This is a genomic window from Gemmatimonadota bacterium, from assembly GCA_040882465.1.
In the GTDB taxonomy this organism is placed as follows: Bacteria; Gemmatimonadota; Gemmatimonadetes; order Longimicrobiales; family Gaopeijiaceae; genus JBBEBG01.
In genome coordinates this window covers 16,214-36,782 of sequence record JBBEBG010000035.1, presented here as the reverse complement: position 1 = coordinate 36,782, position 20,569 = coordinate 16,214, and the positions used below count along the sequence as shown (strand labels likewise).

Genomic DNA, 20,569 nt, shown 5'->3' with positions numbered 1-20,569 from the left:
GCACTTCGACCGAGTCAGCGGGAGATCGAACTCGCCGACACCACTGCGTCCACCTCGATCTCGACGAGAATCTCCGGGGCGATGAGGCGGCTCACCTCGACCATGGTGGCCGCGGGCCGAATCGTCCCGAAAACCTCGACATGCGCCCGTCCGACCTCCTCCCACCGGGAGATATCGGTCAGGTAGATTCTCGTGCGGACGACGTCCGCGAGGGATGCCGCGACCTGCGCGAGGGCCCTCTCGATGTTCGTGAGCGCTTGTTTCGCCTGCGCGTAGGGGTTTCCTGCGCCTACGATCGAGCCGTCTCCGTCGGTGGCGGTCGTCCCCGAGACCCAGATGAAGGACCCCACCCGAACGGCGCGCGAATAACCGACCCGTGCCTCCCACGGAGCGCCGGATTCGAAGGTGCGGCGATTCGCTCCTCCCGCCGCATCTCCCCCCCCGGTCATGCCGCCTCCACTTCGCCGAAGGCCGCGACGAAAGACCGGAGAACGGCGTCCCGCCGAGGAACCGGGGGACCGGAGACGGGTTGCCAGGGGCGCTCTCCGGAGAGAGCTTCCCCGACGGCGGAGGGTTCACGGCGACCCCTCAGGCCGAACCTCTGACCCGGAGCGCCGCCCTTCGGGCGATGAGCGGACACGTTTCGATGGCCCATCAGATTCTCGCGCCCCTCGTCTTGGACGGCTGGTTCGTCCTCCACCAATTTTTTCGCCTTGACCCCGACTCGCTCGCCGAGTCGGGAGCCCCCGACGCCACGGAGCTCGCGGCCGAAGCGGACGCCTTCGCCGGAATCCTGACGATGTGGGACAATCTGGGCGACCGGGGGTGGTCCGGGCTCTACCGAATCGTTGGTGGCGGCACGGACTATATGATCGTCCACTTCCGCGACTCTCTCAGGGCGCTGGGAGAGGCGGAACGGGACCTCGCGCGCACACCCTTTCTCCGCCATTTCGAGCCGACCGGAGACTACGTCTCCGTCGTGGAGCTCGGGCTGTACGGGCTGACGGACACTCTTCTCCGGGAAGCCGCGGCCGCGGGAATCGCTCCCGGGTCGGAGGAGTGGCAGGCCGTCGTGGAAAAGCACCTCGCCGAGGAGCGCGAGAAGCGGCACGTGCAGGCCCGCCTACGCCCCACCCAGCCGGAAGAGATGCCCTACGTCTGCTTCTACCCGATGGACAAGCGCCGCAACGTGGGGCAGAACTGGTACATGCTCCCCCTCACGGAGCGCGCGTCGCTCATGGTCGAACATGGGAACACGGGCCGGCGTTATGCCGGACGGATCTCCCAGATCATCTCGGGATCGGTCGGAATGGACGACTGGGAGTGGGCCGTGACACTTTTCGCCTGCGATCCTCTCGACCTGAAAGCGCTGGTCACCGAGATGCGTTACGACGAGGTCAGCGCGATCTACGCCGAATTCGGGAGTTTCTGGATCGGGTACCGAGTACTGGCGGAGCGGATCGCCAGGGAGCTCGTGGGGTGAACGCGCGGTAGGCGGGGCCCTCCCGGGCCCCCGAAGGATGCGGCACCGGCCCCACGGACGGCGCCCCATGTGTATATTTCGAAACCATGACCTGGATTCGTGCTGTCGTCGTATTGATGGCGTCCGCCGGCACCGCGGCGATCGTCGCCACGGGGAACTTCAGGACTCCCTCCGAGGGTGAGGCGTCCGGCGGCTCCGCCGAAACCGGAGTTTCTGTCGGGGTGGGTTCCCTTCCCCCCTCGATCACGCCGCGCCCGTCCCGCCCTCCCTACGCCGAGTCGGCCGGGATTCCTCAGGTCTTCGGGGTGGATCGTTGCCCCCCGTTCGCGGCCAACCGTACCGTGTCGGAGATCCGCCACTCCTTCTATTTCACCCGTGGCGCATATTCGAGCGATCCCTACAGCTACCGCGGAAGCTCCTGGGCGACGGACTACGAAAAGGCCGACCGCCAGTTCATGATCGTGGTGGAGCGGGTCCTCCCGATCGACGCTTATTCGTGCGAGAACCCCATACTCCTCGACAATCCCTCGCTCCGCCGCTTCCCCTTTCTCTACATGGTGGAAGTTGGATACATGGGGATGACGCCGCCCGAAGTAGAAGGGCTCCGGAGTTATCTGCTTCAAGGCGGATTCCTCCTCGCGGACGACTTCTGGGGGCCCTACGAGTGGCAGAACTTCGAGAGGGAGATGCGAAAGGTCTTCCCCGAGCACAAGATCGTCGAGCTCCCGATGGACCACCTGGTCTTCCGAATCGTTTATCCGGTGAGCGAAGTGCTCCAGGTCCCCTCGATCGGAAACGCGCGGGCCGGGCAATACGCCGAGTGCAGTGGGTGCGTCCCTCACATGCGCGGGATCTTCGACGATACTGGACGGCTCATGGTCGCGATCGCCTGGAACAGCGACCTGGGCGACGCATGGGAGTGGGCCGAGCAGCCGGACTACCCGTGGGACCGCTCGAACTACGCCCTCCAGATGGGGATGAACTTCATCCTGTATGCCATGACGCACTGACGCGCCGCCGGAGACCCCCGCCTCACTCCGGGACGAACCGAACTTCGAAGACCACCGGCCAGAGCTTCCCCGTAAGGTAAAAAACTCCGGACGCGCCATCGTAGGCAATCCCGTTCAGGACCGCGTCCACAGCGCGCGGGCGACCGCCCGGCGGCACAAGGGAGCTCCCGTCCACCTCGGCGACGACCCGCCCGGTTTGCTTGTCGATTCGGACGATCCGATCCGTGAGGTACACGTTTCCATAGACGTGGTCGCCCACGCAGGCGAGCTCATTCACCTGGAAGAGTGCACTCCCTCCTTGCGTGATCTGCATGCTTTCGAGAACGGCGAAAGTTTCCGGGTCGCGGCGGTAGAGAAAGGATCCCCCGGTCGTCATGAAGAGGGACTCTCCGTCGAAACAGAGTCCCCACCCCTCTCCCTCGTATTCGAAACTGCCGGCTTCCTCGAACGATTCGAGGTCGTAGACCAGCGCGATCCCCTCCTTCCAGGTCAGCTGGACGAGGCGATCTCCCATCCGCTCGAGCCCTTCGGCGAAGTACTCCTCCGGAAGTTCGACGGAGCGCAGGATCTCTCCACTCTCGAGGGCGACTTCGCGAAGTGTGGAGGATCCGTATTGGCCAGTGCTCTCGAAGAGACGCCCCTCGTGGTAGATGAGCCCCTGCGTGTAAGCCCCGGCGTCGTGGGGGAGGATGCGCAGGACCTCGGGGCGTTCCCGGGGAAGTTGTCCTCCCCCACATGCCGCGAGGCTCAGGGCCAGGAACAAAGCACGAAGGGAAATCGGGCCGAGCCGGGCGCGCGTCTTCATGGGGAGGGAAAGTCGCGTCACTGGATCTCGCCGAGCGCCTCGAGGGCATTCCTGGAGCCGACCACGAACAGGGTGTCGCTCTCCTTCAGCGGGGCGTCGGGGTTCGGCGCTGTCACGACCTCGTTTCTGAGGAAGTCGTGGAGCGCCACGATCGTCACGCGTTTCGACTGGCGAAGGTCCAGGTCCCGGAGCGTCCGCCCGATCCAGGCCTCGGGGACCGCCATCTCCTGAAAGGAGAAGCCGGGGCCGAGAGCGACGTAGTTCAGGATCGACGTGGTCGAAATGCTCTCGGCAAGGCGAATTCCCGAATCGCGTTCAGGAAATACGGTCTCCGTGGCGCCGATCTTTTCGATCACGCGGGCATGGGGTGTCGAAATCACTTTCACATAGATATTCGCGACCTCGAGGTCACGAAGGGAGAGGGTCGCGAGTATCGAGGCTGTAATGTCGTCTCCGGTGCTGATGACCCCCGCGTCTGCCTTCGCGCACCCCACTTCGGCGAGGACCGAGAGATTCGTTCCGTCGGCCACGACCGCGCGCGCCACACGCGACGCGATCCGATCCACGGCCTCCTGGGAGTGGTCCACGGCAATCACGTCGTGACCCTTTCCAGCGAGCGCCTCCGCGACCGCCGATCCGAAGTTTCCGAGTCCGATGACCACGATCCGCTTCATCAGGTTCGCACGTCCTCACCCGATCGAGACGTCTTCCCGGGCAAAGTGGTAGGAGTGAGTGGCGGCCTGCGCCTTCACAGCGAGCGCCGCCGCGAAAGATAGCGGCCCGATCCGACCGACGAACATGAGGATTGAAGTGAGAATCCGGGACGCGGTGTCGAGCCCGGTGGTCATCCCCATCGAGAGTCCGACCGTATTAAACGCGCTGACGGCTTCGAACATCAGAGACAGAAATGGGTCCGTCCCGCCCCCAACCGACCCGAACGCGACGTAGAGGAAGATCGCGAGGGAGATCGTCCCGAACGCGAGGACACACACTCCGACCGCCCTTTGTACGGTCTCTTCGGGAACGGTGCGGGACCAGGCCGAGACATGGGTCCGTCCGCGAAAACGGGACCAGGCCAACAAGCCAATCAGGAAAAAGGTCGTGGTCTTGAGTCCGCCCGCGGTGGAGCCGGGCGAACCCCCGACCGACATCAGGAGGATGGTCAGGAAATTGGTCGCGGGAGAGGCGTCGGCATAGGCCACCGTATTGAATCCCGCCGTCCGCGCCGTCACGCTCATGAACAGGGCGTTCTGAAGCTTGTCCGCTCCGGTCATCTCCGCGAGGACGCCGCCCCATTCGAAGGCCGCGTAGGTCACCCATCCGGCCACGAGGAGAAGGGCGGAGCCCGCGAGTACGATGCGGGAATGGAGGGAGAGGCGCGTTCCTCCCTTTTCTTTCCTCCGCCGGAACGACGCGCCGACCTCCTCGATCGTGAGAAATCCGATCCCGCCCAGGGTGACGAGCGCCATCACCGTCCAGAGGACCGGTTCACTCCGGGTCCAGCCGACCAGGGAGTCGGAAAAGGTCGAAAACCCGGCGTTGCAAAAGGCGCTGACGGCGTGGAAGAGGGCATGCCACGCCGCTTCGCCCATCGGGAACACACCTTGGAAGGAGCCGAAGAGGACGAGCGCTCCCACCGCTTCGAGCCCGAGGGTGAGGACGACGATGCGGCGTACGAGGATTCTGAGCTCGACTTCCGGCACCGGGCCCGTCATCTGGGCGGCAACGGAAGCAACCCGAAGCGAAATTCTCCGTCCCAGGGTCAGGATGATCAGCGTCGTGATCGTGATCATCCCGAGGCCGCCGAGCTGGATCAGCAGGAGGAGAAATCCTTGGCCGAGCCGCGTGAAGTGGGTCGCCGTGTCCACCACGATGAGGCCGGTCACGCAGACCGCGCTCGTCGCCGTAAAAAGGGCGTCCACCCAGGAGAGGGGAACGCCACCCACGTAAAAGGCGGGGACGGCGCCGAGGCCGATCGTGCCCACGGCGATGAGGCCGAGAAATGAGACCGCCAGCAACCGGGGCGGCGACATACGCCGCCAAAACGGCAGCCTCGTTCGACTCATGGTCGATGCACCTTCCCTCGCCCACCCGTGTCCGCCTCAGGAACCGAACCGCCCCCCATGGCTCCTAGTTTCCCCGGAGCCCATATTGGGATCGACCGAAGCGCCATGGAGGATGGCGAAATCGCGGCGCGGTTTCCAGGGAGGAGTGATGAAGACGGAAAACCTCGTCGGCTGGTTCGAGATCCCCGTGTCGGAGATGGACCGGGCGATCGCCTTTTACCAAGCGGTCCTGGGGATCGAGTTAGGCCGCCACACGATGGGGATGCTCGACATGGCCTGGTTCCCGACCGGATCTGGCCCCGGCGCGGCCGGGTCCCTGGTACGCCACGAGGCATTCTACCATCCCTCGGAGGACGGAGTCCTCGTCTACTTCACATCCCCGACGGGAGACCTTCGCAACGAGCTCGGGCGGGTCGAGGCGGCGGGTGGCGAAGTCCTCGTGCCGCGAAAGCAGATCTCGGAAGACGTGGGATTCATGGCGGTGTTCAGGGATTCCGAGGGAAATCGCATCGCTCTGCATTCCCTGAAATGAACAAGGCGCCGCGGACCCCGCGGCGCCTCCCTACTTTTTCCACCCGACCTGCCGGCGCGCTCAGCGCGCCGACTGCGGGAAGCGAGTGTTCACGATGTTCGAGAAGCTCGAGCCCCAGCGGTAGTTCAACCCGATGGAAGCCTGGTAGTTGTAGCTCGTCGGAAGCGAAATGTTTCCGAGGAGGACATCTTCTTCGTTGAAGTCCGCTTTCTGGATGTGGATCTGGTCCTCGATCTTCTGGCCCGAGGCCGAAAAGGAGAGCTCGAGCCCCCGGATCAGCCTGAAGGAGATGTTCCCGCTCGCCCCGACGCTGTAGAGCCCGCCCTCGTGCAGGTACTGCGAGGCATCCAGGCTGATGCCCGCGTTCCCCCAACCTTCCACGGCGCGATACTGGACCCCGATCCGGTGGAGGGGGATCGTCTCCTGCGTCACGCCAAAGACGGTCTCCTCCTCGTAGCTGTTATACTGCACGCCCGCGCTGTAGTGCGCGATCAGCTGCCGCCGGTTCGCCTCGACGTAGGGATAGTAGTTCCACTCGATCGCGGGGGTGACCGTCACGCGAACTTTCCGATTGTTCTGCGTCGAGCTTCCCCCGCCAAAGGTCGCTCCCATCGAGGTGTGCGCGTTGATGCTCCGCACGAGCGTCGTGTTGGCGTTCCATCCGTCGCGATTGTTCACGACGTCACGCTCGGGCGATGTCGCAGTCGCCGGGAAGGTCGTCGTTTCGCGGTTCAGATTCAGGTTCGCGAAGAAATTGAACTTCCAGTTTTCGGTCACTCGGTCCGCGCCGAAAGAGGGGTTGAAGCGATATCCCTTCCGGAGCTCCTCGACGGACATGTTCCCCTGGAGCCCCGCGCGGAAGGTCCAGTAGTTCCACGGATCGTAGAAGGCGGGCGCTTCGGGAGTGCCGGATGCGGCGTCCCCCGCTCCGCTCGTCGAAGCCAGCGTGCGGTCGAAGTTGACCTCGAATTCGGCGCCCAGCCCCGCTTCGACGGCGTACCGCATCAGACCGAGGCGCATGGCCTGGGTGATTCCGTCCAGGGTCTCGATTTGGACGTCGGTGCCACTGGAAGTATAGGTGAGCGCGTCGGTCAAGTGCTCCATCGCCTCACGACCGATGAAATCGAGGTTGAAGCGGCGCCCGCCGCCGCCCACCGCCTCGCTCGTGATGATCATGTGAACGTCCGCGTCCTCCCGGTCGTTCATCCAGTTGATCCACTGGATCTCGGTGCGGAAGTGGTTTCGGTCACAAGGCACCTGTCCCTGGCAATCGAGGAAGACGCGGAGGGCCGCTTGCGGGTTCGCGAGCACGTCGGCGCTTACCTGAGCCGTCCCTTCCGCGGGAAGGAGAGCCGAGGCCAAAGCGACAAATAGGAGAGTCAGGGCACTCCCCCGCGCGGCTTCGCGCGCGGGGCGTCCCCATCGGTCCATTGTGGGCCGAGATACCATGCTCACCGCTCCTCTTCGTCTGATCCGCATCTATCGTGAATCCGTCTCGTCAGTTCCCTTCCTGCGCCCTCCGCCACCTTCCCTTTCAACACATCCCGCTTCATTGGGTCGCGTTCCCCCATAAAGGGGAGTTGGACGTCGGTCAGCGCGGCGGACCGCCTCCACGACCGCCTCCACCACCACCGCCGCCCGGCGGTCCTCCTCCAAAACCGCCGCCCCCACCCCCGCCCATGCTCTGCATTCGCGAGTTGACGATGGTCGAGAAGCTCGACCCCCAGCGGTAATTGAGGCCGACCGAGAACTGGAAGTCGTAGCCCGTCGGGAGAGCCGCCCTCCCCAGGAGGACATCCTCTTCCGAAAGCGCCGAGGCGGGGAGATAGATCTGATCCGCGATCTTCCCGCCGGAGGCGTTCAAATTCAGATCCAGGCCGCGAATGATGCGGAACTGGAGATTTCCGCTGGCCCCGAAGCTGTAGAGGCCACCCTGATGCAGGTACTGGGCGGCGTTCAGGCTGATCCCCGCATTCCCCCAATCTTCCGAAGCGCGGTACTGGACCCCGACCTTGTGGAGCGGGACCGTCTCTCGGGCCACGCCCAGGATCGTGGTATCCGCATAGTTGTTGTATTGCGCACCCACCGCATAGTGCGCGATCAGCTGCCGTCGGTTCTGCTCGGCATACGGGTAATAATTCCACTCGATCCCGGGAGCGACGGTGATTCGCGCCTGCTGGTTGTTCTGGATCGAATTTCCCGCCCCGATGTCAATGCCGGTGGAGACATGGCCGCTGATGCTCTTCACCACGAGCGTGCTGATCCCCCAGTTGTCGCGGTCGTTATTGATTTCGCGAGCCGGGGAGGTGCTCGTCGCGGGAATTGTCCGCGTATCACGATTCAGGTTGAAGTTCATATTGAAATTGAGCTTCCAGTTGTCCGTCACCCGGTCGGCCCCGAAGCTCGGATTCAACTGAATGATCTCGCGATTTTCCTCGATGTTGACGTTGCCGGATAGCCCCACCCGGAAGACCCAGTAGTTCCAGGGGTCGTACGCGACGGCGGCCGGCGTGCCCGAAGCGCCCCCGGTGTCCGCGGCGGATCCCGCAGTGGCCGCGACGAGGCGCGGCGAAACCGCGAGGGCCATGTCGGTGCCGAGCCCCGCTTCGACGCCGTACCGGACGAGTCCCATGGCGATGAGACGCGCGAGTCCTGCGGTAGTCTCCGAGGCGTCCTCGGGAGTGGAAACCGCGTAGGTCAGTTGGTCCGTGAGGCGCTCCATCGTCCCGGCGCCGGCGAAGTCGAGAACGAATCTCTGGCCCGAAGTCCCCTCGGTCGGGCTCGCTCCGCGGATCGTGACCAGGACATCCGCCCCCTCCGGGACCTCGAGCCACTCCACCCAGCCGACGTCGCCGCGGAGGAGCCCCTGATTGCAGGGAACTGGTGCTTCGCACTCCAGGAATACGCGGGGCGCGATCCGAGGCATGGCGGCGCCCGCCGCCGCCGAGGTGAGCTGCGCAGAACCGGACGCCGGCACGACGAAAGCCGCGGCCAGGAGTCCGAGCGCAGTGGCCGCAATGCCGAAGCGACCCGGGAGTCGGATGGTCCTCTCTCCCTGCCGCGTTCTCGACCCTGTCATCAACTCGCTCCGCGCCCGTGGTGGATCCTGAAACCTCCCCGGCCGATCCCCGGCCGAACCTCGATAGCCTAAGACACCTGAAGCCCCTAAAGTGTTACGGCGTTTGGCCGCGGAGGGAAGCCCCCCCGGGGCCTCAACTGTGATCCGCGGCAAGGTCGCCCGGGCGGAAGCCCTTCCGCACCATCGCGGGCTCAGCTTCTGGCAAGGGAACCGGCTGCGGACGCGAATCCACGGGCTCCAGGCGCGGCTGGGCGCTCGGAGTGCTCCCCCCCGCGACCGCCATCGCGGGCTCTCCCACGTAGTGCCTCCGGAAGAAGGCCGCCAGATCGTCCACCAGGGAATACATCACCGGAACGACGATGAGCGTGAGCGCGGTCGCCACCATAATCCCCACGATCACGGCGATGGCCATCGAGCCCCACCACGCGGCCTGCTCCCCGCCCCAATAGAGGTCCGGGTTGAGGCTCGCGTAGAGGCCGAAGAAGTCGAAGTTGAGCCCGATCGCGAGCGGCACGAGCCCGAGGGCCGTGGTCACGGCCGTCAGGAGCACGGGGCGAAGCCTCGTCATCCCCCCCTGGACCAGCGCTTCCCGCCGGTTCATCCCGTCTCGACTCCGCAGGATGTCGATGTAATCGATCAACACGATCGCGTTGTTCACCACGATTCCGGCGAGGGAGATGATCCCAACGCCGGTCATGATGACCACGAAAGGCATGTTGAAGACCATGAGTCCCCAGAGAACCCCGACCGTGGACATGATGACCGAAGTCAGTATGATCAATGGCTTTACCACCGAGTTGAACTGGCTGATCAGGATAAACGCGATCAGCATGAGCGCGATGCCAAACGCCAGCGTTAGGAACTCCTGCGCCTCCATCTGCTCTTCGAGCTGCCCCGTGTAACGAAGCTGGTATCCAGGTGGAAGCTGGGCCACGAATGGCACCAGCTCCGCCTGCACTTCGGCAAGCATCGCGTTCTGGTTGTAGCCGGACCGCACGTTCGCCGAAATCGTGGCAAGGCGATCCATGTCCTTCCTCCGGATGGACCCGAGCCCCTCCCCCACCTCCCAGGTCGCCACCGACAGAAGCGGCACCTGGGCGCCGCCGTCCGCGACGACCACGAATTCCTCGAGCGAAGAAAGCTCCTGCCGATCCTCCTCCGCGAGCCGGACGACGATGTCGTACTCGTCGTTTCCGGTCCGGTACTTCGCCGCCTCCACCCCCTGGATCGCTCCGCGAACCGCGTTCCCCACCTCGATCGTGGAGAGTCCATAGAGGGAGGCGAGCTCCCGATCCACCGAGATGAAGAGCTCCGGCCGCGCGTCGTTCAAATCACTTTCGAGCCCGACGAGGCGCTCCGCCACGGGGGAATTTCGGAGGACCGTCAGGATCTCGTCAGAAAGCCGCTTCAGGACCGCTGGGTCGGCTCCAACGACCTCGATGTTCACCGGAGGCCCCGCGGGCGGTCCTTGCGCCATCGGGTTCGCGCTGATCTCGACCCCAGGGATCTCCTTCCCCAGGTCTTCCTGGAGATGCGCGAGGAAGTCGAAGGTGTCGAATTCCCGGTCTTCGAAGCTGATCATCGAGAAGCTCACCCGCGCCTGATGCTCCGCGGTGGGGCCTCCCACTCCGAACATGTCGGCTCCGCCCCCGGTGCCGCCGACCGTCGCGACCGCTGACTCGACGTCTTGGTATCCCGGGAGCTCACGAACCTCAGCCTCGATCCGCCGCGCCACATCGTCGCTAAAGGACACTCGTGTACCGGTCGGTGCCTCCATGTCCACAAAAAGCTGGATCGGAGGAATGTCCTCGGGGAAAAATTCGACGCCGTTGTTGAAGACCGTGAAGAGCCCGAAGCTCCCCACGAAAACGACGCCGACGATCCCGAGCACCGCTCCCCTGTGGTCGAGCGACCAGCGCAGCGACCGCTCGTAGCGTCGCATGAGCGCGGCTAGGCCGCGCGTCTGAAAAATCCGGCCCAACCGGTCGAACACGAAGCGGTGGAGGAGGTACAGGCCGACCCCCGTCAGGGCGAAGAGGAGGGCCGTGAGCGGGTTGCTGGCCCCCACCACGAGCAGCACCAGGACAGTGACCCCGACCAGCGTCCAACGAGTCGTGCGCGTGAGCGGCCGGGGAGGCGCATCCAACGGGCGGAGCATCATGGCGCAGAAGGTCGGCACCACGACGAGCGCCACGAAGAGCGAACTCGAGAGGGTGATGATGAGCGTGATCGGAAGGTACCCCATGAACTCCCCGACCATCCCCGGCCAGAAGGCGAGAGGCGCGAACGCCGCGAGCGTCGTCAGGGTGGATGCGATGACGGGGACGGCGACTTCTCCCGTGGCCTTTTTCGCGGCCATCGGGGGACTCCACCCCTCGCCCACGTACCGGTAAATGTTCTCCACCACGACGATCGCGTTGTCCACGAGCATGCCGAGCGCGAGGATCAGCGAAAAGAGCACGACCATGTTCATCGTGATCCCCAGAAGCCCCAGGATCACGAAGGAAATCAGCATGGAGGTCGGAATCGCGACCGCCACGAAGGCGGCCGTCCTCACGCCGAGGAAGAAGAGAAGGACGGCGAGGATGAGGATCAGCCCGGAGATGATGTTGTTCTCGAGGCTGCTCACCATCATGTAGATGTCACGCGACTGATCCCCGGTGATGGAGACCTGTGTCGCGGGCGGGAAGGTCGGCTCAAGCTCCGCCAGAATCGCCTTCACCGACTCCGCGGCGTCAATGATGTTGTCCCCGGCGCGCTTGATCACGTCCAGGGTGACCACCGGGCTGCCGTTCAGGCGGGCGTGGCTGGTGCGATCCGAGAACCCGAATTCCACCGCCGCGACGTCGCGCACGTAGACGGGACGGCTGTCGAAGGTCCCCACGACGAGATCTTGAATGACGGTGGGATCTACGAACTCCCCGTCTACGCGGACGAGGTAGTTGACCGGACCGACTTCGATTGAACCACCCGGGATGTTCACATTTTCGTCGCGGATCGCGTCCACGACGTCGCTCATCGCGAGCCCGTAGTACTTCAGGCGAATGAGGTTGACCTCCACCTTGACCTCGCGTTCGAGCCCGCCCCGCAGGTCCACTCTCTGTACCTCGGGGATCTGCTCGATCCGGTCCTGAAGGTCCTCGCCGATCTCCTTGAGGCGCACCAGCCCATAATCGCCGGCGATGTTGACCTGCATGATCGGGAATTCGGACGAATTAAACTCCAGGATGCTCGGCTCTTCCGCGTCGGAGGGGAGGTCCGGACGCGCGAGATCCACCTTCTCCCGGACCTTCTGCAGGGCCTCATTCAGATCCGTCCCGACCGAGAACTCGACGGAGATGGAGGAGTAGCCCTCGACCGAAGTGGAGATCATCTCCTCCACGTCGGACATCGTGTTCAGCTCTTCTTCCAGAGGGCGGGTCACGAGCGTCTCGATGTCCGCGGGCGACACGCCCGGATACATGGTGTTCACCGCCACCATCGGCATCGTGACTTCGGGGGCCGCTTCTTTGGGAATCGTCGAATAAGAAACGAGCCCCGCGAAGGAGAGGATGAGGAAAAGCATGACGACCATGGTGCGGTGCCCGACCGCAAACGACGTCAGCTTGAGCTCCTTGTACTGCGCGAGAAAAGTCGGATCGTCTTCCGGAATTTTCACGCGCACGCCCTCGAGGTAGGCGAGGTTGGCTCGCGACGGGTCGTTCGGACCCACATATCCCTCGCGCCCCTCCGTCATGAGCCACCTCCCGTTACGGTGGTCTCGCGCGTTCGCACGACCTGGACATGGTCACCGTTCGCCACCTGGTTCTGTCCCAGAACGATGAGTCGCTCTCCCACCGCGAGCCCCTCTTCGACCACGACCTCGTTCCTCTGGGTCGCGCCGAGCCGGATTGGGCGAACCTCGGCAATCGAGGCCTCTCCCTCATCCCTCACGACGAAGGCCACGAACCCCTCCTCGACCCGCACGACCGACTCCTGGGGAATGACGATGGCGCCTTCGCGCTCCCGCAGGACCACGTTGACATTCGCCACCATCTCGGGCTTGATGGATCGTTCCTGATTCGGAATGCTGAGCTCGACCTCGAAGGTGCGGTTGCTGGGGTTCACAGTCGCGCCGATATACCGTACGCGCGCCTCGTGGACCTCTGGCCCGAGGGCATCGAAGGTCACGGTCGCGCGCGAGGCCGGCCCCACGAGCCCGGCGAAGCGTTCCGGCACGCCGGCCAGAACCTTGATGGGGTCCACCTGGACGATGCGCGCGACCGGGGTGCCGATCCCCACCATCGTTCCTACCTCTACGGGCCGTGCCTCCAACACTCCGGCGATCGGCGCGAGAATCAGCGTCCGGTCGAGGCGCTCCCGCAGGGAGGCCAGGACCGCGTCGGCCTGGTCGGCTTGATACCTCGCCTCGAGGTAGGCGAGCTCCGACCCCACCCCGTCCTCCTCGAAGAGACGGCGCCGGCGCTCCCACGTTTCCCGGGCGAGATTGGCTCGTGCCTCGGCCTCCGCGACCTGAGAGCGGAGGATCCGGTCGTCCACCTGGAGGATTGCATCTCCCGACCGAACGATGGCACCCCTCTCCGCGAAAGTCTCCCGCACGACACCGGGCTCCTCCGCGGAAATCATGACGTCCACGTTCGCTTGCACCGTCCCGGCGATGCGGATCGTCTCCTCGAAGGAGCGGGCCTCGATAGGGAGCACCTCCACATTCACGACGCGCTGGAAGGCGTCCGCGCCCGCCTGGCTTCCCGCTTCCGCATCACCGCAGGCCGAAAGCGCCGCCCCCAGCACTAGAATCGTGACCGCACGCATCCCCGCCGCCCGTTCCGGGCTCTGGGCCTTCTTCCAGCGTCTAAACATGGATTTCGAAGCTCTCATCGCTTATGTGGTTTCTTCCGGTCTCCGCCCCACCTCCGGCCTCAAGAACCGGCGGCGGGCAAGGGCACCTCTCCTACCGTCCGATCCAACCGCGCGCGCGCCGACAGGTAGTCGAACACGGCCTGGGCGTAGTTGAACTCGCTCTGCCGCAGCGCGACCTCGGCGTCGGTCAACTCCAGCTGGCTCCCGAGCCCCTCGCGGTACTGGGCGCTCGCGATCTCGAAGCCCCGTTCGGCCTGTCGCACGGCCAGCGCCTGGCTCCGCGCCCGCAGCCGAGCTTCGTCCACCTCGTCGAGGAGCGACCGCACTTCGTCGCGAATCCGATCCTCGGCGAGCTCGGTCTCGACCTGGGCCGCGCCCAGCGTGGCGCGCCGTTGCTCCACGCGCGCGCTCCGCTCGAAACCGGTGAAGATCGGAATCGTCAGCCGAAGTCCGATGTTGCGCCCGTAGCCGCGCTGCCCCGCACCCCCGAAAAAGTCGGGACTTCCGTTCTGCTGGGCCTGGATGTCGTAGCTCCCAAAAAGGGCAAGCCGAGGGAGATACTCCGATCGCTCGACCTGGAGCTCCGCGTTCCGGAGCTCCTCGTTCAGACTCGCTTGCTGGAGCTGCGCATTCGCGACACGTGCCCGTTCGTAGAGCGCTTCGGCCGCCGCGTCATCCACCGTCGCAGGTGGCTCCACTCCGGCGAACTCGAGGATCCGCAAGTTCTCGGGCGAATTGAGCGCGAGATCGTCGAGGTTCATCTCGGCAAGTGCGCCCTGGACCTCTAGCGTCGTCCCCGGAGGGAGGTCGAGCTCGGTCACGAGCTCTCGCTCCATCCGGCGGAATTCGTTCTCGGCGCGACGGAGTTGGGGCTCGAGGTTCGCCAGCTCCACTTCGAGGCGCAGGACATCGTAGTCCGAAGAGAGGCCGGCACGATTGAGGGCCCGCGTCTCCTCGAGGGACTGCACGACCCGCTCAACGGATCGCTCGATCAGCCGGGCTTGCTCGCGGGCGAGGAGGAGGTCGTAATAGAGGGTCCTGACCCGCGTCACGACGTCGTGGATCACCCCTCGCACACCCTCTTCCTGAAAGGCCTGGTAACGTCCGGCCGCCCCCACACCGATGAAGGCACGGGCCTCGAAGAGGGTCTGCTCCAGGTAGATCTGGTTCGACCAGACGTTGTCCGCGCCGAACTGGATGAAGCGGAGCTCATCCGGAGCTGCATCCGGGTCCACGAAAATGGCCGGGAGAAACGATCCCGGCGGAGTGAGATTCCGGTTGTACGAGGTCGTGAGGTCAATGCTCGGGAATACGCTTCCCCACGCCTCCGAAACCCGGCCCTCCGCTTCGGCGAGAGTGAGCCGAGCGCGTCGGACATCCCGGTTTCCGTCGAGCGCGAGGTTCACGGCCGCGTCCAGGGTCAACGAGCGCCCCGCCTCCGCCCCCTGACCGAGGATGGATCCCGGCAGAAGGAGGATCGCCGCCGTAAGAACCACGGCCGGCGCCCCGAAGCCGCCTCGCCTCGAAATTCGCCGGAGCGACCCGGCCGCCCGTCGGGACTCCACCCCCCATCCCCCCACTTCTATCCTTACCGTCGCCATATCCGGTGCCCCGCGATCTTGGTCCATTCGTCGTGTCGGGCTCGCGCCCTGGTTTCCGGCTCCCCGATCCCATACGGAGTGACCGGTGCGTGGATTCATGCCGCCGAGGGAGCCTCCTCCACCCCGACGCCCGTCATCAGCTGTCTCATCGCCGCTGCGAAGGCCTCGCGAAATTCCTCTTCGGAGAGGCGAAGCATCTTCCTGTGGTAGATCGAGACGAGGCCGTGCGAGACCGCCCAAAACGTTCGCCCGACCAACTCGGGATCGTCCGGCTTCAAGATTCCCGCGTCCATGCACTCCCGAACCCGATCGAGCCAGAACTGGTCGATTCCGGCTACGAGCTTTCGGATCCCTTCCGGGAGCTCCTCGAGGCCGAGAAATTCCGTGTAGGAGTAAAGGATCTCGTAGTAGCGTGGGTGCTCGAGGGCGAAGTTCATGTATCCCGCCCCCGCCAGGCTGAATCGCTCCTCCGGAGTCCGTCCGCCCAGCGCCGGGTGGAGGTACTGGATCAGCGTCCGGTACCCTTCACCCACGACTTCGAGCAGGACCTGCTCCTTTCCGAGGAAGTGCCGGTAGAGCGCAGGTGCCGTGACCCCGACGCTGCGTGCGAGCTTCCGCATCGAAAACCCCTCGAACCCGTCATCCAGGTAGAGGTCGCACGCGCAGGTGAGAATTCGATCCCGTGTTTTATCCATGGTGAACAGCGTAAACAAACTGAAACTTTTGGTCAACCCATCCGTTGGAGCAGTAGCGTAACGGCGTTCACTAGAGGGTGGGGGATCGCATCCGGGCGAGGAGCCAGGTGGAGCCGAGGATGACCGCGGCGCCACCGAAGGTCCACCGGTCCGGGAACTCCCGAAGGACGATCGCGCCCCAGGTGGCGGCGAAGACGACCTGGAGGTAGGCGACCCCCATCGCTCGTCCTGCCCGTTCTTCACGGAGCCCCATGGTGATGAGCACCTGCCCCAGGTAGGTCGCGACGCCGACGGCGCCAAGGAGGGCGAGCGCGCGCGGGCCCGGAAGGGTGAAGTCCCGCACCACGAAGGGGATGGCGCCCAGGGTGCTCACCAGAGCGAACCAGTAGACGACAACAAGGGGAGCGTCGCTCCGCGCCAGCCGCCGAACGGCCACGTAGGAGAGGCCGCTGAACAAGGCGCCCACGACTCCGACGGCCACCGGACCCGGCGGGAGACCCGGGGCGCCCCCGCCGAAAAGGAAGCTCGGCCGGGCCATCAGGACCACGCCGCCCAGCGAGATGAGCGAGAGCGCCACCTCCTTTCGCCCAATGGGTTCGGCCAGGAGGAGCGCGGCCAGAAGCGCGGTCCAAACGGGGTTCGTGTATTGGATGACCGTGGCGTCGGCGAGGGGGAGGTGGATGAGCGCGAAATAGAAGCAGGAGAGCGCGATGAAGCCGACGACGCCCCGGACGAAGAGGAGCGTCCGATCCTCTCCCAATGCGGAAAGGCCCCGTCGTTTCAGGAAGGTCCACGAAAGAACGAGGACGACCAGCGACCGCCCGAGGACGACTTCCATCGTCGTCAACCCCGCCCCTCCGGACAGCCGCACGAGAAGCGACATCAGGGAGAAGAAAAAAGCGGCCGCCGCGACGTAACGCAGCCCGAGAGGAAAAGGCGCCCGGGATGGCGCGGGAGGACTCGGAAGGACCGGATCAGGTCCCAGCCGCCACCTCGATCGTCATCCGCACGACACGGTCGCCCTGGAGGAGGCGGTCGAGAACCTCCCCTCCAGTTTCGATCCAGCCGAAGGCAGTGTATCCGCCTTCCAGGTGAGGCTGCGCGGAGTGCGTGAGGAAAAACTGCGACCCTTCCGTGTCCTTCCCCGCCGAGGCCATCCCGAGCACGCCCCGTTCGAAGGGGAGAAGTGTGATCTCGGTGCGAAGCTCGTACCCGGCGCTCCCAGTCCCGTCGCCGAGCCCGACGTCCCCTCCCTGGATGACGAAGTTCGACACCACCCGGTGGAAACGCACGCCGTCGTGGGCTCCGCGCGCGACCTCGCCGAGGAAGGCCTCCACCGACATGGGAGCCTGTTCCGGGGTGAGGCGCACGATGATGTCGCCGCGTTCCGTTACGATTCGAACCCTCGGCTCCGCACCATACCCCGCGAGCGCGACCCAGTCCACCGCCCGTTCCACGCGTGCGGGCCCGAGAGCGGCCTCCGGGGTGGTCGTTCCGGCAACCCGTTCGAGGGCGGCGGCCGCCGCCCTGCGGAGCGTCGGGTCCGGGTCCGACAAGACAGTTCGGAGGAGCGGCGTGGACGAGGGGCCCATCGCCTCGATCAGGGGGACCAGGGTGTTTGGATCCCCCTCCGCCCTCTTCCCTTCGAAGGCGTTTTGCAGCGCCTCGTTCCCGCCGAGGGCCAGGAGCGCCGGATGTGCGAGCGCCCCGGCCGCCCGTGCGACGGGAAGTGGCGCCACATCGCCGAGGAGGCGGACGAAGAGATCCAGGTGGCGCAGCGCGTCGGACTCGGTACCGCCCTCTCTGAGCCATCTCCGCGATAGCGCGGTCGTGGCCGCGGCGCGCACCTCCGGCTCCGCATGGTCCGCTAGCTCGAAGAGGAACTCGGTGACCTCAGTGCCCGCATGGTTCGCCAGGAGCTCGATCCCGCGCGCCGTCGGAACGGGGTGGTGGGACGCCATACGACGGGTCCAGTCGAGCGCGAGCGATTCGAAACCCTGTTGGGCCAGAGGAGGAAGAATCGCCATCTGGACCCTCCACTCCTCCACCGGCCCGCGCACGATCTCCGCGCCGCGTTCCCGGTCGTCGGAAAGATTCCAGAGGGCGAGTGCGATCGAGGCCGCCGCCGCGACCCTCACATGCTCGGACGGATCGGAGAGGGCCGCAAAAAGCGCGTCGCGAATCGTCCGGGACTCGAGCCAGGTCGGATGCAGGACCGCGGCGGCCACGTTCGCCCTCGCCCGCCAGTCCACCCCCTCCCGGAGCCAACGCACGAGCCGCTCCGCGTCCTCGCCGGTCTCGACCAGGCGTCCGACCGCCGTCACTAGGTACGTCGCGGCGGGCTCATCCCACTCGTATCCGTCGAGGACGGTCCGGAGGCGTGCGCCCTCCGGCCTCCAGGGGGTCGTGTTCGAGCTCCGCCCGAAGTAATAAGCGGCGGCGAAGCGCACCGCGGGATCGGCGTCGGTGAGGCGGGAGAAGAGCTCGGTGAGAAGTCCCGGGGGACGAATCTCCCGGAGCGCGGCGCGGGCGAGCGAGAGCACCCAGGGGGCTCCTTCGTCGGGCGCGGGACCTGGTTCGAGGAGCGCCCGGACGGCGGTCCGGTCTCCTCGTTTTCCGATCGCCTCGACGAGCCGGAGTCTCACTTCCGGGTCGCGCTCCAACTCGAGGGCGCGGACGACCAACGCCCCACTCTCGGCCCAGGGAATCTGTCCGAGGGCGAAGGCGACGTCTCGCCGGACCGAGGGATCTTCGTCCAGAAGGGCCGAGGCGAGCGCTCCCTCGGCCCGCGGATCCTGGACCGATGCGAGGGCGAGGGCCGCCCGGGCCCTCACCGCCGGATCCGGGTCCGCGAGAAATGCCCTCAGCGCTTCCCCGTCCCGCCGCGTCTGGAGATCCACCACCGCCTGGAGCTCGGGACTGCCGAGAAGTCCATCCGGGGGAGGGAGGTCGGGAACGAAGAGTGGGGCGGCCGCCGTCTCCTGCACGGCCTCCGTGCCGCCGGCGCCACAACCTCCGAGGGTCAGGAAGAGGAGACCGGAGCCGATGATGCGGGCCCGCGCGGGGCGCTTCGCCCATTGCGACATGGCGTGTATCTTCGCCCAACGTTCGCGCCGGAACAAGCGCGCGACCCTTCTCCCCGCTTCTTCGGCAGGGCGGCCCGCGCCACCGCGCGCGCCACCGGGCCGGGGCTTCAATCGGCGGTCCCACGGGGTCAGATTGTGGTGCCCGAAGTGGCCCACCGGGACCCGTTCGTCACGCCAACCCCAAGGAATCGTGCCCGACCGAAACTCTGCATCCCTCCCGGAACCTCATCGGGGCTTCGTTCCACGCCCGTTTCGTCCGGCGGGGTGGGCGCGGGGCCCCCACGGCCAGACCCTGCTCGGCCGGGTTCTCCGCCCCGAATCCGATCTCCTCGTGCGCCGCGAACGGGTGCATACTCCGGACTCCGACTTCCTCGACTTGGAGCTCGGGCCCGAACCGGGGCCCGAGGCACCGATCGCCCTCGTCCTGCACGGCCTCGAGGGATCCACCCGGCGCAGGTACATGCGGGTTGCGATGGAGGAGTTGACCGGCCGGGGAATGTGGGCCGTGGGCATGAACTTCCGGTCGTGCTCGGGCGAACCCAACCTCCAGCCGCGCTTCTACCACTCGGGCGAAATCGGTGACCTGGAGTTCGTTCTCCGTTTCCTCCGGGAGCGACATCCGACCCGCCCGATCGGAGCGCTCGGATTCTCCTTGGGAGGCAATGTCCTCCTCCGGTTCCTCGGGGAAAAGGGCGACGCCGCCCGCGATCTCCTCGGGGGGGCCGCGGCGGTTTCCGTCCCCTACGATCTCTCCGAAGGATCGAAACTCCTCGAGGGCGGCCGGATGGGACGCCTTTACTCCCGGTACTTCCTCCGTTCGCTTCAGGCGAAGGCCCGGGCCAAGGAAGCGCTCCTGGCCGGCGTCGTGGATCTCGAGCGCATTCTCGCCGCCCGTACGCTGAGAGAGTTCGACGATGCGGCGACGGCCCCCCTCCACGGCTTCGCGAGCGCGGCGGAGTATTACCGCGAGGCCTCCTCCGGCCCGCGTCTCCCCGGGATCCGTGTGCCGACCCTTCTCCTGCACGCGCTCGACGATCCCTTCCTTCCCGCGGCCTCGGTACCCACCGATGCCGTGTCGGAGAGTCCGTGGCTCCTCGGGGCCATTCACCCGAAGGGAGGGCACGTAGGTTTTGTCGAGGAAAGCTCCCCGTGGAGGCCTCGATTCTGGGCAGAGGGCGAAGCGGCCCGCTACCTCCAGGGAATCCTATTCGGCGATGGTCCGCGCCCGACCCCGAAAGGGCCGTGATTTCCGGGCAGTCAAATCGGTTTGACCGCCCTCGCGGGCCCACTTACCTTCGCTCTCGCCCGCCATGAAGTGGCCCCGGAGACTCCTGCCCTTCGGTCGCACTGCG

Annotated in this window: 16 protein-coding genes; 4 read left to right on the top strand and 12 right to left on the bottom strand. The window is 65.8% G+C overall.

Annotation, left to right across the window (positions count from 1 at the left end; genetic code table 11):
* Positions 1-14 precede the first annotated feature (14 nt).
* Positions 15-449, bottom strand: a complete 435-nt coding sequence (locus WEG36_12710; protein MEX1258471.1) for a RidA family protein — start codon at positions 447-449, stop codon at positions 15-17.
* 80 nt (positions 450-529) lie between these two features.
* Between WEG36_12710 and hemQ the strand changes: the two genes are divergently transcribed.
* The gene (gene hemQ, locus WEG36_12705; protein ID MEX1258470.1) at positions 530-1,483 is read left to right on the top strand and encodes a hydrogen peroxide-dependent heme synthase; all 954 of its coding nucleotides are present in this window, start codon (positions 530-532) and stop codon (positions 1,481-1,483) included.
* 86 nt (positions 1,484-1,569) lie between these two features.
* Positions 1,570-2,493, top strand: a complete 924-nt coding sequence (locus WEG36_12700) for a DUF4159 domain-containing protein (protein ID MEX1258469.1) — start codon at positions 1,570-1,572, stop codon at positions 2,491-2,493.
* 22 nt (positions 2,494-2,515) lie between these two features.
* On the opposite strand, the gene WEG36_12695 is transcribed toward WEG36_12700, so the two are convergent.
* The 3 genes from WEG36_12695 to WEG36_12685 are packed head-to-tail and all read right to left on the bottom strand — an operon-like array spanning position 2,516 to position 5,364.
* Positions 2,516-3,319 carry a glutaminyl-peptide cyclotransferase gene (locus WEG36_12695; protein ID MEX1258468.1) on the bottom strand — a complete coding sequence of 268 codons (804 nt, stop codon included), beginning with the start codon at positions 3,317-3,319 and terminating at the stop codon, positions 2,516-2,518.
* Complete coding sequence (locus tag WEG36_12690) at positions 3,316-3,972, bottom strand: TrkA family potassium uptake protein (protein ID MEX1258467.1); 657 nt, start codon at positions 3,970-3,972, stop codon at positions 3,316-3,318. The genes WEG36_12695 and WEG36_12690 overlap by 4 nt, the downstream gene beginning before the upstream one ends.
* A 15-nt stretch (positions 3,973-3,987) precedes the next feature.
* The gene (locus WEG36_12685; protein ID MEX1258466.1) at positions 3,988-5,364 is read right to left on the bottom strand and encodes a potassium transporter TrkG; all 1,377 of its coding nucleotides are present in this window, start codon (positions 5,362-5,364) and stop codon (positions 3,988-3,990) included.
* Positions 5,365-5,512: 148 nt separating this feature from the next.
* On the opposite strand from WEG36_12685, the gene WEG36_12680 reads away from it, so the two are divergent.
* A complete protein-coding gene (locus WEG36_12680; protein MEX1258465.1) occupies positions 5,513-5,896 on the top strand; it encodes a VOC family protein in 384 nt (127 codons plus the stop codon).
* Positions 5,897-5,956: 60 nt separating this feature from the next.
* On the opposite strand, the gene WEG36_12675 is transcribed toward WEG36_12680, so the two are convergent.
* The 8 genes from WEG36_12675 to WEG36_12640 all read right to left on the bottom strand — a co-directional run bounded on the left by WEG36_12675 (position 5,957) and on the right by WEG36_12640 (position 19,217).
* The gene (locus tag WEG36_12675) at positions 5,957-7,345 is read right to left on the bottom strand and encodes a hypothetical protein (GenBank protein MEX1258464.1); all 1,389 of its coding nucleotides are present in this window, start codon (positions 7,343-7,345) and stop codon (positions 5,957-5,959) included.
* Between the two features lie 142 nt (positions 7,346-7,487).
* The gene (locus tag WEG36_12670; protein MEX1258463.1) at positions 7,488-8,975 is read right to left on the bottom strand and encodes a hypothetical protein; all 1,488 of its coding nucleotides are present in this window, start codon (positions 8,973-8,975) and stop codon (positions 7,488-7,490) included.
* A 133-nt stretch (positions 8,976-9,108) separates the two neighbouring features.
* Complete coding sequence (locus WEG36_12665; protein MEX1258462.1) at positions 9,109-12,711, bottom strand: efflux RND transporter permease subunit; 3,603 nt, start codon at positions 12,709-12,711, stop codon at positions 9,109-9,111.
* Positions 12,708-13,835, bottom strand: a complete 1,128-nt coding sequence (locus WEG36_12660; protein ID MEX1258461.1) for an efflux RND transporter periplasmic adaptor subunit — start codon at positions 13,833-13,835, stop codon at positions 12,708-12,710. Before WEG36_12660 ends, WEG36_12665 begins: the two co-directional genes overlap by 4 nt.
* A gap of 59 nt (positions 13,836-13,894) precedes the next feature.
* Positions 13,895-15,400, bottom strand: coding sequence for a TolC family protein (locus WEG36_12655; GenBank protein MEX1258460.1), 1,506 nt, complete (start codon positions 15,398-15,400; stop codon positions 13,895-13,897).
* A 131-nt stretch (positions 15,401-15,531) separates the two neighbouring features.
* Positions 15,532-16,131 carry a TetR/AcrR family transcriptional regulator gene (locus WEG36_12650; protein ID MEX1258459.1) on the bottom strand — a complete coding sequence of 200 codons (600 nt, stop codon included), beginning with the start codon at positions 16,129-16,131 and terminating at the stop codon, positions 15,532-15,534.
* A 70-nt stretch (positions 16,132-16,201) separates the two neighbouring features.
* Complete coding sequence (locus tag WEG36_12645; protein MEX1258458.1) at positions 16,202-17,053, bottom strand: DMT family transporter; 852 nt, start codon at positions 17,051-17,053, stop codon at positions 16,202-16,204.
* Positions 17,054-17,105: 52 nt separating this feature from the next.
* On the bottom strand, positions 17,106-19,217 hold the full coding sequence (locus WEG36_12640; protein MEX1258457.1) for a HEAT repeat domain-containing protein: 2,112 nt from the start codon (positions 19,215-19,217) through the stop codon (positions 17,106-17,108).
* 190 nt (positions 19,218-19,407) lie between these two features.
* Here WEG36_12640 and WEG36_12635 point away from each other — a divergent pair, with 190 nt between their 5' ends.
* Entirely contained in the window at positions 19,408-20,463 is a 1,056-nt protein-coding gene (locus WEG36_12635) for an alpha/beta fold hydrolase (GenBank protein ID MEX1258456.1), read from the top strand.
* Positions 20,464-20,569: the final 106 nt, after the last annotated feature.